At 73.2% G+C, this 14517-nt stretch carries 14 protein-coding genes; 9 read left to right on the top strand and 5 right to left on the bottom strand.

What is annotated here, in order from left to right; genetic code table 11:
- Positions 1–186: 186 nt before the first annotated feature.
- Both ACTFAP_RS26585 and ACTFAP_RS26580 read right to left on the bottom strand, forming a co-directional pair.
- Positions 187–1344 (bottom strand): alpha-lytic protease prodomain-containing protein, encoded by a 1158-nt coding sequence (locus tag ACTFAP_RS26585; protein ID WP_495682670.1) that lies wholly within the window; start codon positions 1342–1344, stop codon positions 187–189.
- A 125-nt stretch (positions 1345–1469) separates the two neighbouring features.
- Entirely contained in the window at positions 1470–2540 is a 1071-nt protein-coding gene (locus ACTFAP_RS26580) for an NAD(P)-binding domain-containing protein (RefSeq protein ID WP_500467625.1), read from the bottom strand.
- Between the two features lie 56 nt (positions 2541–2596).
- Between ACTFAP_RS26580 and ACTFAP_RS26575 the strand changes: the two genes are divergently transcribed.
- Positions 2597–3022: an HIT family protein gene (locus ACTFAP_RS26575; protein ID WP_500467624.1), complete on the top strand. Its 426-nt coding sequence runs from the start codon at positions 2597–2599 to the stop codon at positions 3020–3022.
- On the opposite strand, the gene ACTFAP_RS26570 is transcribed toward ACTFAP_RS26575, so the two are convergent.
- Positions 3000–4073 (bottom strand): ATP-dependent DNA ligase, encoded by a 1074-nt coding sequence (locus ACTFAP_RS26570; protein ID WP_500467623.1) that lies wholly within the window; start codon positions 4071–4073, stop codon positions 3000–3002. The two genes, ACTFAP_RS26575 and ACTFAP_RS26570, sit on opposite strands and share 23 nt — an antisense overlap.
- Before the next feature lie 76 nt (positions 4074–4149).
- On the opposite strand from ACTFAP_RS26570, the gene ligD reads away from it, so the two are divergent.
- Positions 4150–5166: a non-homologous end-joining DNA ligase gene (gene ligD / locus ACTFAP_RS26565; RefSeq protein ID WP_495682666.1), complete on the top strand. Its 1017-nt coding sequence runs from the start codon at positions 4150–4152 to the stop codon at positions 5164–5166.
- A gap of 105 nt (positions 5167–5271) precedes the next feature.
- Here ligD and ACTFAP_RS26560 read toward each other — a convergent pair whose 3' ends face one another.
- Entirely contained in the window at positions 5272–6489 is a 1218-nt protein-coding gene (locus ACTFAP_RS26560; RefSeq protein ID WP_500467622.1) for an 8-amino-7-oxononanoate synthase, read from the bottom strand.
- Between the two features lie 161 nt (positions 6490–6650).
- On the opposite strand from ACTFAP_RS26560, the gene bioB reads away from it, so the two are divergent.
- The 3 genes from bioB to bioD are packed head-to-tail and all read left to right on the top strand — an operon-like array spanning position 6651 to position 9791.
- Entirely contained in the window at positions 6651–7748 is a 1098-nt protein-coding gene (gene bioB / locus ACTFAP_RS26555; RefSeq protein WP_500467621.1) for a biotin synthase BioB, read from the top strand.
- On the top strand, positions 7741–9078 hold the full coding sequence (locus ACTFAP_RS26550) for an adenosylmethionine--8-amino-7-oxononanoate transaminase (RefSeq protein WP_500467620.1): 1338 nt from the start codon (positions 7741–7743) through the stop codon (positions 9076–9078). The genes bioB and ACTFAP_RS26550 overlap by 8 nt, the downstream gene beginning before the upstream one ends.
- 35 nt (positions 9079–9113) lie before the next feature.
- Positions 9114–9791, top strand: a complete 678-nt coding sequence (gene bioD, locus ACTFAP_RS26545) for a dethiobiotin synthase (protein ID WP_500467619.1) — start codon at positions 9114–9116, stop codon at positions 9789–9791.
- A gap of 21 nt (positions 9792–9812) precedes the next feature.
- Here bioD and ACTFAP_RS26540 read toward each other — a convergent pair whose 3' ends face one another.
- Positions 9813–10139, bottom strand: a complete 327-nt coding sequence (locus ACTFAP_RS26540; RefSeq protein ID WP_495682661.1) for a hypothetical protein — start codon at positions 10137–10139, stop codon at positions 9813–9815.
- A 223-nt stretch (positions 10140–10362) separates the two neighbouring features.
- Here ACTFAP_RS26540 and ACTFAP_RS26535 point away from each other — a divergent pair, with 223 nt between their 5' ends.
- The 4 genes from ACTFAP_RS26535 (at position 10363) to ACTFAP_RS26520 (ending at position 14498) form a co-directional block, all read left to right on the top strand.
- The gene (locus ACTFAP_RS26535) at positions 10363–11394 is read left to right on the top strand and encodes a LacI family DNA-binding transcriptional regulator (protein WP_495682660.1); all 1032 of its coding nucleotides are present in this window, start codon (positions 10363–10365) and stop codon (positions 11392–11394) included.
- Positions 11395–11461: 67 nt separating this feature from the next.
- On the top strand, positions 11462–12697 hold the full coding sequence (locus ACTFAP_RS26530; protein ID WP_500467618.1) for a sugar ABC transporter substrate-binding protein: 1236 nt from the start codon (positions 11462–11464) through the stop codon (positions 12695–12697).
- A gap of 7 nt (positions 12698–12704) precedes the next feature.
- Positions 12705–13667, top strand: coding sequence for a carbohydrate ABC transporter permease (locus ACTFAP_RS26525; RefSeq protein WP_500467617.1), 963 nt, complete (start codon positions 12705–12707; stop codon positions 13665–13667).
- A gap of 6 nt (positions 13668–13673) precedes the next feature.
- The gene (locus ACTFAP_RS26520; RefSeq protein WP_495682657.1) at positions 13674–14498 is read left to right on the top strand and encodes an ABC transporter permease subunit; all 825 of its coding nucleotides are present in this window, start codon (positions 13674–13676) and stop codon (positions 14496–14498) included.
- Positions 14499–14517 lie beyond the last annotated feature (19 nt).

Genomic DNA, 14517 nt, shown 5'->3' with positions numbered 1-14517 from the left:
CTGCTCCCGCCCCTTCGTCCACGGCCGGTGCGCCCGTTGCCGCACCGGGTCGCACCCACTGACCCTAGCAACGCCACGGCCTTCCGTGATCATCCGCGCACCCACCGGTTCCGGGGCGGGTCAGCGGCCCGGCGCGGCCGACGGCCCCCGCCCGTACGGGCGGGGGCCGGGGGAAAGGTTCGCGGGTCAGGCGGTGTGCAGGGTCAGCCCGTAGGCGGACAGGATCGGCCTGATGGGGTAGAAGACCGAGGTGCCGCCGTTGGAGCAGTTGCCCGCGGCGCCGGAGGTCACGCCCTGGGCCTGGTCACCGCTGATGAACGAGCCGCCGGAGTCACCGCCCTGGGCGCAGGCGGTGGAGTTGGTCATCCCGTACACCACGTTGCCGTTGCCGTAGTTCACGGTCACGTTCTTGGCACCGATGGTGCCGCAGCGCCAGCCGGTGGTGGAGCCGGAGCGGCAGACGGAAGCGCCGGTGGGGGCCTCGTTGGAGCCGCGCACCAGGGCGTCGGAGACGGTGCCCCAGCCGAGGACGACCGGGACGGTCCACCAGCCGTGGCCGGTACGGACCCAGGCGTGGTCGCCGCCCGGCCACGAGCGGCCGGCGAAGTTGCCCATCAGGCTGTTGTCCCAGCCGTAGACGGCGGCCGAGCCCGATCCGCAGTGGCCGGCGGTGATGAAACCGCCGTGCACCGAGAAGCCGATGGAACAGCGGACGTTGCCGGTGTAATACGGGTCGCCGCCGACCACGCCGGCGGCGGAGGTGGTGTACGCCTCCTCGACGGTGCGCACGGTCAGCGGTATGGACTGGACGGCTTCGGCCTCGGCGAGGAAGTCGGCGACCTGGTCGGTGTTCTCGGAACCGGCCACCACATCGACACCGATGCCGTTGTCCTGGACATCGGCGTACCAGCTGGAGACGCCGGCCGGGGCCTCCAGCTCGTCGAGGGCGGCGAGGGCGGCGTCGAGCGCGTCCTGGCTGTGGGTGACGCGTTCGGTGGCGGCGCCGGTGGACTCCACCGCGCTCTCGGCCGCGGCGCTGGTGACGGCGACGACCAGGGTGCCGGTCGCCGCGTCGATCCAGCTGCCGGCGTAGGCGTCGCCGGCCGCTTCCTGGGCCGCCTCGTCGGTGGCCATGGCCTCGGCCTCGGTCGCCAGCCGGTCGACGGCCTGCTCCGGGGTGAGCCCGAGGTCGCGCTGGAGCGCCTCGATCAGGGCGGGTTCGGCGACGGGTTCGCTGCCGGGGGCCGGGGTGGAGGAGTCGGCCGCCACGGCGGCGCCGCCGACTCCGGCGGTCAGGACCATCAGGGCTGCCGCGCCCAGGGTGAAGGAACGGGTGCGTCTCATTGCAGGGCTCCTTGGACGTGCTCTACCGAAGTGGGGCGGTACAGGGCAACGAAGCGATGCAGTGTGAGAGCGCTCTCACTCACGCGCAGGACATTAGACCCACGCCTTGAACATGTCCAGACCAATCACGGAGTGCTGCCCGCCGGGGAACTCAGCAGCGCCATGAGGTCGTTGACCGCTGCCCGGCCGGCCCGGTTGGCCCCGATGGTGGAGGCGGAGGGCCCGTACCCGACCAGATGGAGCCGGGGGTCGCGCACCACCCTCGTCCCCTCCAGCCGGATACCGCCGCCGCTCTCGCGCAGCCGCAGCGGGGCGAGATGGTCCAGCGCGGCCCGGAACCCGGTGGCCCACACGATGACATCGGCGGGCCAGTGAGTGCCGTCCGCCCAGCGCACGCCCTCGGGCGTGAGCCGTTCGAACATCGGGTGTCGGCGCAGCACTCCGGAGGCGCGGGCGGCCCGCATGGCCTCGTTCATCGGCAGCCCGGTCACCGAGACCACGCTGCGCGGCGGCAGGCCCTCCCGTACCCGCTCCTCGACCATGGCGACGGCCTCGCGGCCCTGCACCTCGCCGAAGGTGTCCTCGCGGAAGAGCGGTGGGCGGCGGGTCACCCACCGGGTGTCGGCGGCGACCCCGGCGATCTCCAGCAGGTGCTGGACGGCGGAGGTGCCGCCGCCGACCACCACCACCCGCTGCCCGGCGAAGGGGGCGGGGCCGGGGTACTGGGCGGTGTGCAGCTGGCGGCCGGTGAAGTCGGCCATGCCGGGGATCCGGGGCCAGAACGGGCGGTCCCAGGTTCCGGTGGCGTTGATCAGGGCGCGGGTGCGCCAGGTGCCGGTGGGACTGTCCACCCGCAGCGCCCCCGCGCCGTCGTCGTGGACGGCGGTGACGTCCACCGGGCGCAGGACCGGCAGCTCGAAGGCGCGCTCGTACGCGGTGAAGTACTCCCCGATCACCTCGGCGGACGGCCGGTCCGGGTCGGCCCCGGTCAGTTCCATGCCGGGCAGGGCATGCATGCCGTGCACCCGGCCGTAGGTGAGGGTGGGCCAGCGGAACTGCCAGGCGCCGCCGGGGCGCGGGGAGTGATCGAGGACCACGTACTCGGAGCCGGGGGCGAAGCCCCGGCGCCGCAGATGGTAGGCGGCCGCCAGTCCCGCCTGGCCCGCCCCGACGACCACAACCGCCAACTCGTTCATGCTTCATCCAACACCGGGAGGGTGCCGGGGCTTCCCGCAGGGGTTTCACTGGGGGGATGGAGTGCGTGTTCTGCCGGATCGTGCGGGGCGAGGCCGCCGCCCATCTCGTGTACGAGGACCGGGCGGTGGTGGCGTTCCTGGACGCCAGGCCGCTGTTCGAGGGCCATCTGCTGGTGGTGCCGCGCGAGCATCTGCCGACGCTGACGGATCTGCCGCCGGAGCTGCTGGGTCCGTACTACGCGGTGGTGCGGCGGCTGACGGGCGCGGTGCAAACGGCGATGGGCGCCGAGGGCTCCTTCGTGGCGGCGAACAACCGGGTGAGCCAGTCGGTGCCGCACTTCCACACCCATGTGGTGCCCCGGCGCCGCAAGGACGGGCTGCGGGGGTTCTTCTGGCCGCGCGGGCGGTACCCGGACGCGGCGCGCGCCGCGGAGGTGGCGGGGATGGTGCGGGCGGCGGTCAGTGCGGATGGTGCGGAGTGAGGATGTCGTCGAGCGCGTAGCCCACCGGCTCCTCCAGCTGGGCGTACCCGCAGTCGGCCGGGTCCCGGTCGGGTCGCCAGCGGCGGAAGTGCGCGGTGTGCCGGAACCGGTCCCCCTGCATGTGGTCGTACCGCACCTCGCACACCCGCTCGGGGCGCAGCGGCAGCCAGCTGAGGTCCTTGGTGCCGGTCCAGCGGCTGGGGGCGCCGGGCATCCGGGCGTGCTCGTGGGCCACCCCGTCCGCCCAGTCGGCCCAGGGATGGCCTTCTGCGGAGTCCATGAGCAGCGGGGTCAGCTCGGCCATCAGCTCGGCGCGGCGCCGGGCGGTGAAGGAGGCGCACACCCCGACGTGCTGGAGGCGGCCGGTGGTGTCGTACAGGCCGAGCAGCAGGGAGCCGACGCCCTCGCCGCTCTTGTGGCGGCGCACCCCGGCGACGACGCAGTCGGCGGTGCGCTCGTGCTTGACCTTCACCATGACGCGTTCGCCCGGCCGGTAGGGGAGGTCCAGGGGCTTGGCGACGACGCCGTCCAGGCCGGCGCCCTCGTAGCGTTCGTACCACTGCCGGGCCAGGTCGATGTCGCGGGTGGCGGGGGCGACGAAGGCGGGCCGGTGGGTGTGGCGCAGCGCGTCGGTGAGCGCGGTGCGGCGTTCGGCGAGCGGGGTGTCCAGGAGGGAGTCGGAGCCGAGGGCGAGGAGGTCGAAGGCGACGAAGGAGGCGGGGGTGCGTTCGGCCAGCATCCGGACCCGGGAGTCGGCCGGGTGGATGCGCTCCAGCAGGGCGTCGAAGTCGAGGCGGCCGCCCCGGGCGATGACGATCTCGCCGTCGACCACGCAGCGCTCGGGCAGGGCGGAGCGCAGTCCTTCCGCGAGTTCGGGGAAGTAGCGGGTGAGCGGCTTGCTGGTGCGGGAGCCGATCTCCAGCTCGGCGCCGTCCCGGAAGACGATGGCGCGGAAGCCGTCCCACTTGGCCTCGTAGTGCATGCCGGCGGGGATCTTCGCGGCGGGCTTGGCGAGCATGGGGCTGACGGGGGGCATCACCGGAAGGTCCATGGTCGGATTGTGCGTCCGGCGGCGGCGCGGCGCCCGTCGGCGGGCGCGGGGCGGCGGGCGGGCTTAGCGTGGCCGCATGGGCAAGGCCATGGAGATCACGGTCGGTGACCGGACGGTGCGGTTGTCCAACCCGGACAAGGTGTACTTCCCCGAGCGCGGATTCACCAAGCTGGACGTCGCCCGGTACTACCTCGCCGTGGGGGAAGGGGTGCTGCGGGCCCTGCGGGACCGGCCGACGACGCTGGAGCGCTACCCGGACGGGGTGGAGGGCGAGTCCTTCTACCAGAAACGGGCGCCGAAGAACCTGCCCGAGTGGATCCCGACCGGGCGGATCTCCTTCCCCAGCGGGCGGCACGCGGACGAGATCGCCCCGACCGAGCCGGGGGCGGTGGTGTGGGCGGCGAATCTGGGGGCGCTGACCTTCCATCCCTGGCCGGTGCGGCGCGGGGACACCGAGCATCCGGACGAGCTGCGGATCGACCTCGATCCGCAGCCGGGCACCGACTACACGGACGCGGTGCGCACCGCGCTCCAGCTGCGGGCGCTGCTGGAGGAATGGGGTCTGGTGGGGTGGCCGAAGACCTCGGGCGGGCGGGGGATGCACGTGTTCGTACCGATCGCGCCGGAGTGGACGTTTCCGCAGGTACGGCGGGCGGCGATCGCCATCGGCCGGGAGCTGGAGCGGCGCGATCCGCAGCGGGTCACCACGGCCTGGTGGAAGGAGGAGCGGGGGGAGCGGATCTTCGTGGACTACAACCAGATGGCGCGGGACCGGACGATCGCCAGCGCCTACTCGGTACGCCCGCGCCCGCACGCCCCGGTCTCGGCGCCGCTGCGCTGGGAGGAGGTGCCGGACGCCCGGCCCCGGGACTTCGACCTGGCGACGATGCCCGCGCGCTTCGCCGAGGTGGGTGATGTGCACGCGGACATGGAGCGGCGGGCGTGCCGGCTGGAGACGGTGCTGGAGATGGCGGCGCGTGACGAGCGGGACCACGGTCTGGGCGATCTGCCGTATCCGCCGGAGCATCCCAAGGTGAAGGGCGAGCCCAAGCGGGTGCAGCCGAGCCGGGCACGCAAGGAGGGGTCGTCGTGACCTGAGGTGCGGGGCGGGGAGCCGCCGCCCCGGGCGTGCCGCGATCCGGTCGGAGCGGTGCGCCGGGGGATGCCGGGGCGCGGGCGGTCCGGTCAGGCGGTCCCGTCAGGCGGCGGGGCCGGGCGGGCCTGGCGGGCCGTTGTACGGGGCGGGTGCGGCGGCGACGATCGTCCGCACGGCCTCGGCCAGCTGGGCGGCCGACAGGTCAGCGCGGGCGGAGAGCCGCAGCCGCGAGACGCCGTCGGGGACCGAGGGCGGCCGGAAGCACGCCACCGCCAGAGCGGCACGGCGGCAGTCCGCCGCCCAGCGCACCGCCGCTTCGGGCGAGGGGGCCCGTACCGACACCACCGCCGCGTCGGGGCGGGCGGCGCTCAGGCCGGCCGCCGTCAGCCGCCGGTGCAGGGTGCGGGCCGCGTCCCGGGCGGCGGCCGGGCGCCACGGCTCGCGGCGCAGCAGGCGCAGCGCGCCCAGCGCGGCACCGGCGGCGGCCGGGGCCAGGCCCGTGTCGAAGATGAAGGTACGGGCCGTGTTGAGCAGGTGGTCGATCACCGCGGCCGGCCCCAGCACGGCGCCGCCCTGCGACCCCAGCGCCTTGGAGAGGGTGACCGTCACCACCACGTCCGGCGCTCCCGCGAGGCCCGCCGGGGCAGCCGCTCCCCGGCCGCCCTCCCCCAGCACACCGAAGCCGTGCGCGTCGTCCAGCACCAGGGCGGCGCCGTGCGCGCGGACGGCGTCCGCCAGCCCGGACAGCGGGGCGGCGTTGCCGTCGACCGAGAAGACCGTGTCGCTGACGGCCAGCGCCCGGCGCAGCGCCGGGTCCCGTTCCGCCAGGGCCTTGGCCACTGCCGGGGGGTCGGCGTGCGCGGCCACCGCGATCCGTGACCGGGAGAGCCGGCAGCCGTCGATCAGCGAGGCGTGGTTGGCCGCGTCGGAGACGATCAGCGCCTCCCGGCCGCCCAGCGCGGTGAGCGCCGCCAGATTGGCCGCGTACCCGCTGGAGAACACCAGGGCGCGTTCGAAGCCGGTGAACGCGGCGAGTTCCTCCTCCAGTTCGGCGTGCAGCGCGGTGCTGCCGCTGACCAGCCGGGAGCCGGTGGCGCCCCCGCCCCAGCGGGTCGCCGCGGCGGTGGCCGACGCGATGACCTCGGGGTGCCGGGCCAGGCCGAGATAGTCGTTGCCCGCGAGGTCCAGCGGCCCGTCCGCGCCGCCGGCCTCCGCCGCCGCTCGCGGCCGCAGTTCCCGCAACAGCCCGGCCCGCCGGAGCCGTTCCCGCTCCGCGTCGATCCAGTCGAACGGGCCCCCGGTCCCTCCGGTCACCGCCACCACCCCCGCACTCGCATCTCATACCCCCACGCGTCCGCCAACCCATCGACGCTATCCGGCGATGACGCTCCGCAGGGGTGTGGTGACCGGACACAGTCGGCTCGGCTGCTGTGTACCTTTCCGCCTTTGCCACGCCCCCACCCGTGCCCGAGGATCGGTTCATGGACCTGCTGAGCACCCTGGTGGACAAGGGCCTGCGCCTCGAACCACCCACCCGCGCCGAGGCGTTGGCCGTACTGGCGACCTCCGACGACGAACTGCTCGACGTGGTGGCCGCCGCGGGGAAGGTGCGCCGCGCGTGGTTCGGGCGGCGGGTGAAGCTCAACTACCTGGTGAACCTGAAGTCCGGCCTGTGCCCCGAGGACTGCTCCTACTGCTCCCAGCGGCTGGGCTCGACGGCCGGGATCCTCAAGTACACCTGGCTGAAACCGGATGAGGCTCTCGCCGCGGCGAACGCCGGGGTCGCGGGCGGCGCGCGCCGGGTGTGCCTGGTCGCCAGCGGGCGCGGCCCCACCGACCGGGACGTGGAGCGGGTCTCCGAGACGATCGCGGCGATCCGGGACGAGCACGGCGCCGGGGTGGAGGTGTGCGCCTGTCTCGGGCTGCTCTCACCGGGGCAGGCGGCGCGGCTGCGCACGGCGGGGGCCGACGCGTACAACCACAATCTCAACACCTCCGAGGCCACGTACGAGGACATCTGCACGACGCACGACTACGCCGACCGGGCCGACACGGTGCGGCAGGCGCGGGAGGGCGGCCTCTCGCCGTGCTCCGGTCTGATCGCGGGCATGGGCGAGAGCGACAAGGACCTGGTGGACGTGGCGTTCGCGCTGCGCGAGCTGGACGTGGACTCGGTGCCGGTGAACTTCCTGATCCCCTTCGAGGGCACCCCGCTCGCCGGCCGGTGGGACCTGACGCCGCAGCGGGCGCTGCGCATCCTGGCGATGGTTCGGTTCGTCTGCCAGGACACCGAGGTGCGGATCGCCGGTGGGCGGGAGGTGCATCTGCGGACGCTCCAGCCGCTGGCGCTGCACGTCGCGAACTCGATCTTCCTGGGCGATTACCTCACCAGCGAGGGGCAGTCGGGCCGGGCCGATCTGGAGATGATCGCCGACGCGGGCTTCGAGGTGGAGGGCGCCGTGGCGGAGCGCGCCGCCGGGGACGGCACGGCCGGGGCGGACACCGCCCGCGAGAATGCGGAGGTGCCGGTCGCGGTGCGCCGCAGGGGCGCGGGTACCGAGCTGCCGCCCAATGCCTGAGACGGACGGGACCGCGCGGCCCGAGGGGGCGGAGGAGGCGGCACGGCTGCTCGCGCTGGACCGCCGCCATGTGTGGCATCCCTACGGCCCGATGCCCGGCCGCGCCGAGCCGCTGCTGGTGGAGTCGGCACAGGGGGTACGGCTGCGGCTGGCCGGCCCGGTGCCGGCGGGCGGACACCGGGAGCTGATCGACGGGATGTCCTCGTGGTGGTCGGCCGTGCACGGGTACCGCCACCCGGTCCTGGACGCCGCCGCCCAGGAGCAGTTGGGGCGGATGAGCCATGTGATGTTCGGCGGGCTGACGCACGGGCCCGCCGTCCGGCTCGCGGCCCGGCTGGTGGAGATCTCCCCCGCCCCGCTGGAGCATGTGTTCCTCGCCGACTCGGGGTCCGTGTCGGTCGAGGTCGCGCTGAAGATGTGCCTGCAGTACTGGCGTTCACTGGGCCGGCCGGAGAAGCGGCGGCTGCTGACCTGGCGGGGCGGCTACCACGGCGACACCTGGCACGCCATGTCCGTGTGCGACCCCGAGGGCGGCATGCACGAGCTGTGGTCAGGGGCGCTGCCGGAACAGGTGTTCGCGCCCCCGCCGCCGGCCGGGTTCGCGGCCGGGCCGTGCGAGGAGTACGTGCGCGAGCTGCGGTCGCTGATCGCCCGGCACGCCGGTGAACTGGCGGCGGTGGTGGTCGAGCCCGTGGTGCAGGGGGCGGGCGGGATGCGGTTCCACTCCCCCGAGTATCTGCGGGTGCTGCGGGAGGCCTGCGACACGTACGGCGTGCTGCTGGTCTTCGACGAGATCGCCACCGGATTCGGCCGCACGGGGGAGCTGTTCGCGGCCGATCACGCCGGAGTGGCACCCGATGTGATGTGTGTGGGCAAGGCGTTGACCGGCGGCTACCTGACGCTGGCGGCGACCTTGTGCACGGGGCGGGTGGCCGAGGGCATCTCGCGCGGGACGGTGCCGGAACTCGCGCACGGTCCGACGTTCATGGGGAACCCGCTGGCCTGCGCGGTCGCGGACGCGTCGATCGGGCTGCTGCTCGACCGGGACTGGCGGGGCGAGGTCGGCCGGATCGAGGCCGGTCTGCACGCGGGCCTCGCGGCGGCGGCCGAGGTGCCCGGGGTGCGGGAGGTACGGGTGCTGGGGGCGATCGGGGTGCTCCAGCTGGATCACGAGGTCGACCTCGCGGCGGCGACGGCCGCCGCGGTGCGGGCCGGGGTGTGGCTGCGGCCGTTCCGGGACCTCATCTACACCATGCCGCCCTACATCACCGGCGACGCGGACCTGGAGCGGATCTGCGCGGCGGCGGTGGCCGCGGCCCGGGCCGGATAGGAGGCCCACGGCGAATGCGGAACGGAGCGTGCGGAATGTCGGGGAAGGTACTGGTCGTCACCGGGACGGGGACCGGGGTGGGCAAGACCGTGGTGACGGCGGCGCTGGCCGCCCGTGCGCTGACGCGCGGCGAGCGGGTGGCCGTGCTCAAGCCGGCCCAGACCGGCGTGGCGGACGGCGAGCCGGGGGACGCGGCCGAAGTGGCGCGGCTCGCGGGCCCGGTGACGACCTGTGAACTGGCCCGCTATCCGGCCCCGCTGGCGCCCGCCACGGCGGCCCGGCTGGCGGGGCTGCCGCCGGTACGGCCGGCGGAGGTCGCCAAGGCCGCGCTGGACCTGGCGGCCGGCCACGATCTGGTCCTGGTGGAGGGGGCAGGCGGACTGCTGGTGCGCTTCGACGACATGGGCACCACCCTGGCCGACGCGGCGGCGCTGCTGGCGGCCCCGGTGGTGGTGGTCACCACGGCGGGTCTGGGCACGCTCAACGACGCCGCGCTGACCACGGAGGCGCTCCGTACCCGTGGCCTGGCCTGCCACGGCCTGATCATCGGCGCCTGGCCCGCCGCCCCCGACCTGGCCTCCCGCTGCAACCTCACCGACCTCCCGGCGGTCTGCGGCGGCGCCCCGCTGCTGGCCCGCATCCCCTCGGACGCGTCGTCCCTCCCCCCGGAGGAGTTCCGCCGGGCGGCACCACGATGGCTCGGCGACGCGTGAGCCGACAAGAATCCACCCGGGTCAGAGCCACTTCGCCCAGCCGAAGGTGAGCAGGTAAGCACGGCGCGGGGCGTCGAGACCCCGCCGGCCGCGCAGGCGCTGCGCGACCAGGGCGGTCAGGAACAGCGCGGCGAATACCGCGAGCACCGCGGACCCCGCCCACGGATCGGCGAGTGCACCGACCAGCGCGGCGACGAACACCACGACGGCCAGGCCGATGTGCGCCTCCGCCGGTTCCGCCCGGAACAGCGCCCGCAGTACTGCTCGCTCGCCCGCCATGCCGGCCTCGTACCGTTGACGAGCCGCCTCGGGATCCGCGTAGCGGCCCTCGGGCCAGTTCTGGATCAACGGCTTCCTCCTCGTGTAATGCCGTTGCCATGATGCCGGATCGACCCCGCTCGCTGCCCGGCTCCGGGCGGATACGCACTGTGATAGAACACAGAACATCCGAAGATCTTTCCGGAAACTCTTGTCTGCGCGGGGGGACGCCGCTTAGCATCTCGCCACTGGTCGAATCGATTCGACGAATCGATTCGAACTCAAGACGAGGGCGGACTCCGTGAGGAGCGGGATGGCAACGATCAAGGATGTCGCCGAGCGGGCGGGGGTGGCCCCCAGCACCGTCTCCTACGTGCTGAGCGGGTCGCGCAAGATCTCCGAGGAGACCCAGAACGCGGTACGCGCCGCCATCCGTGACCTCGGGTACCACCCGCGGGCCAGCGCCCGCGCACTGCGCAGCGCGCGGAGCGACGTACTCGTCCTGGCCGTCCCCCGCGAAGCGGGCAAGTACCGGGCGATGGACGGCCGTTTCGCCATCGAGTTCAGCGACGCCGCCCGTGGCCACGGCTACGACGTCCTGATGATGACCGACCAGGACGGGGTCGGCGGGCTCAGCCGGATCGCCCGCAGCGGGCTGGCCGACGCCGCCGTGCTGATGGCCGTCCAGGTGCAGGACCCGCGCGTCGCCGCGCTGCGTGCGCTGAACTTCCCCACCGCCCTGCTCGGTCACGGCAGTGAGCAGGACGAGACCGACGTCCCGTGGGTGGACCTCGACTGGGAGGCGGCGGTGGCGCTGGCGGTACGGGAGACGGCCGCCGCCGGACACCGGCGGATCGTGTTCCTGTCCTCCGCCGACCACGAGATCGAGGCCCGCCGCGGTTACGCCATGCACGGTCTGGACGGTGCCCGCGCCGCCGCCGCGCAGACCGGGGCCCAGGTACGGATCGTGCCCTCCAGCGGTGACCCCGACGTGCTGGCCAAGCGGCTGCGCGAGGTGCTGCTGACCGATCCGGCGCAGCGGCCCACCGCCCTGGTGGTGCAGCATCTGATCCTGCTGCCCGAACTGCTGCGGGAGCTGGCCGCACTCGGCCTGGACGGGCCGGGCGCGCTGAGCGTCGTGCTGGTCGGCACGCTGCCGGACGAACCGGCGCTGGCCGGTTTTCCCCGGATCGAACTGCCGGTCGGCCGGATGTCGGCCGCCGTCGCCGAGTTGGCCGTCGCGGCGATCGCCGCCCGTGGCGCGGGCGCCGTGCCGGCCCCGGACGGCTCGCACCAGCTCATCACCCCGGTCATGGCCGAGGGGGCGACGATCCCGCCCCCTTGACCGCCCTGCCGGCCCACCGGCCGGCCCGCCCTCTTTCCTTCTCAACGCCGCGAATGGAAATGACCACATGACCACATGCCGCAGACGGCGGATACCCGTCTCCGCGCTCGCCCTCACGCTGGCGGGCGCGACCGTGGCCGGCGGGCTCACGGCCTGTGCCGCGCAGCCCGACCCCGGTACGGTCACGGTGCTCAACTCCGCCACCGACGCCAAGGAGCACACGGCCAACCAGGCCTTCTTCGACACCTGCGCCGAGCCGCTGGGACTGAAGGTCAAGCAGATCAGCGTGCCGGCCGACCAGGTCGCCACCAAGGCGCTGCGGATGGCCTCCTCCGACTCCCTGCCCGACATCCTCGAACTCGACGGCTCGGAGCTGGCCCAGTTCGCCGAGACGGATGGTCTGCGCCCGCTGGCGGAGACCGGTTTCGACGCCGAGGGCTTCTCGGACAGCGCCGTCTCCCTGGGCTCCTACGACGGGACGCAGTACGGGGTGGCCAGGTCGGTGAACTCCCTGGCGCTGATCTACAACACCACGATGCTCGCGGACGCCGGGCTCGAACCGCCCACCACCTGGGAGGAGCTGCGGACGACGGCCGCCGCGCTCACCCAGGGCAACACCTACGGCATGGCGTTCAGCGCCAGCCCCAACGCGGACGGCGTCTATCAGTTCCTGCCGTTCTTCTGGTCGGCCGGCGGTGACGAGGCGCACCTGGCCGAGGGCACCGGGGGTCAGGAGGCGCTGCAGTTGTGGAAGGACCTGGTGGACGACGGGTCGGCCTCCCGTTCGGTCGTCAACTGGAACCAGCAGGACGTGAACGACCAGTTCGTCTCCGGCCGCACCGCGATGATGGTGAACGGGCCCTGGCAGGTGCCGGTGCTCAGCGCGCAGGACTCAGTGGAGTGGGCGGTGGCCTCCATCCCGGTGCCGCGGGCCGGGCAGGACCCGGTGCCGCCGATCGGCGGCACGGTGATGACGGTGCCCAAGAACAGTGACGCCGACCGCGAGCGCAACGCCGGGGCGATCCTCAACTGCCTCAACTCCGAGCAGAACCAGCTGGGCTGGGGCGAGCGCGTGAACAACGTGCCCACCCGGGCGGACGCCGCCCAGGCGTACCGGGAGCAGAATCCGGAGCTGGCGCCGTTCGCCGATCTGGTGGCCACCGCCCGTTCGCGCACCGCCGAGGTCGGCACCCGCTGGCCGATGGTGGGCGACGCGCTCGCCGGCGCGTTCCAGGCGGTGCTGACCGGGCGTTCCTCGCCCGCGCGGGCCCTTGAGCGCGCCGCGCAGCAGGCCGGGGAGTGAGGACGCGATGACGACGACCGTGACCCCCGACCGTACGCCGGAGCCCGCGCCGGCCCCGGCCCCCGCCGGGCGCCGTTCCACGGCCCGGCGCCGCCGGGTGTACCAGTGGCTGTTCGTGGCCCCGGCGGTGCTCTATCTACTGGCTTTCTTCGGCTTCCCGCTGGTGCGCAACATCCTGATGAGCTTTCAGGAGTACACGCCCACCACCTACTTCACCGGTGAGGCCCCCTTCAACGGCCTCGACAACTGGCGCGCGGTCTTCTCCAACGAGCTGTTCGGCGACGCGCTGTGGCAGACCGTGCTGTTCACCGTCGGTTCGCTGGCCGGGCAGTTCACGATCGGCCTCGCCCTGGCGGTGTTCTTCACCCGGCGCTTCCCGCTGTCGGGAGCGGTGCGCGCGGTGCTGCTGCTGCCGTGGCTGGTGCCGATGGTGGTCTCCGCCGTGGTGTGGCGGCGGATCATGGACGAGGACCACGGGGTCCTCAACAGCTTCCTGGAGACGCTGGGGCTGTCCAGTGGCGGTGTGCCGTGGCTGTCCAGCCCGAGCGTGGCCCTGCTGTCGGCGGTGCTGGTCAACATCTGGATCGGCATCCCGTTCAACATGGTGATCCTGTACGGGGGTCTGCAGGAGATCCCGCGCGAGGTGCACGAGGCGGCGGCGCTGGACGGCGCCGGTCCGTGGCGGACCTTCCGCAGTGTCACCCTGCCGATGCTGCGCCCGGTGGTGACGGTGGTGCTGGTGCTGGGGTTCATGTCGACGGTCAAGGTGCTGGATCTGATCCTGGCGCTGACCGGCGGCGGCCCGGCCGATTCCACCCAGACGCTGGGCACGATGACGTACCAGTTGTCCTTCCTTCAGCTCGACTTCGGTCAGGGCGCCGTGGTGGGCAACGTCCTCATTCTGATCAGCGCCGTGTTCGCGGTGCTGTATCTGCGGGTCAACCGGGCCAACGCCGGCCGGGGGAAGTGATCGACGATGACGACGATGACGAAGTCCACCCGGAGAAGCCGCCTCTCCACGGTCCTGGCGCTGCTGATCCTGGCCGTGATGCTCTTCCCGGTGTACTGGATGATCTCCACGGCGCTTCAGCCGCACTCCAGCATCGCCTCCACCGATCTGCTGCCGACCTCGCCGAGCCTGGAGAACTTCCGGGCGGCCTTCGAGACGCAGGGCGGTTCGCTGCTGACCTCCCTGGTGGTGTCGCTGGGCGCGGTGGTGGTGTGTCTGGCGCTGGCCGCTCCGGCGGCGTACGGCCTGGCGCAGTTCGGGCTGCGCGGCAGCCGTGGCATCGTGTTCGGCACGCTGATCACCCAGATGGTGCCGGGCATCGTGGTGGCGAACGCCCTGTACAGCGCGTACGCCGAGCTGGGCCTGGTCAACTCGTACGCGGGCCTGATCCTGGCGGACGCCTCGCTGGGGCTGCCGTTCGCGATCGTGCTGCTGCGGGCGTTCATGGTGTCGATCCCGTCCGAGGTGATCGAGGCGGCGATGGTGGACGGCGCGAACCGGTTCACGGCGTTCGTGCGCATCGTGCTGCCGATGAGCCGCAACGCGCTGATCACCGCCGGGCTGTTCGCCTTCCTCTTCGCCTGGGCCGATTTCATCTTCGCGCTGACGCTGAACACCACCGACGACGTGAAGCCGGTGACGCTGGGCATCTATCAGTTCATCGGCGCCCATGTCAGCGACTGGGGCGCGGTGATGGCCACCTCCGTGCTCTCGGCGATTCCGGCCGCGATCCTGCTGGTGGTGGCGCAGAAGTACATCGCCGCCGGGATCTCCGGCGGGTCGATCAAGTGAGCCCCCCTCCTCCACCCGT

It is taken from the genome of Streptomyces sp. PH9007 (genome assembly GCF_059813725.1).
Note: the sequence above shows the minus strand (reverse complement) of the source record. Positions and strands in the feature narration are given on the sequence as shown.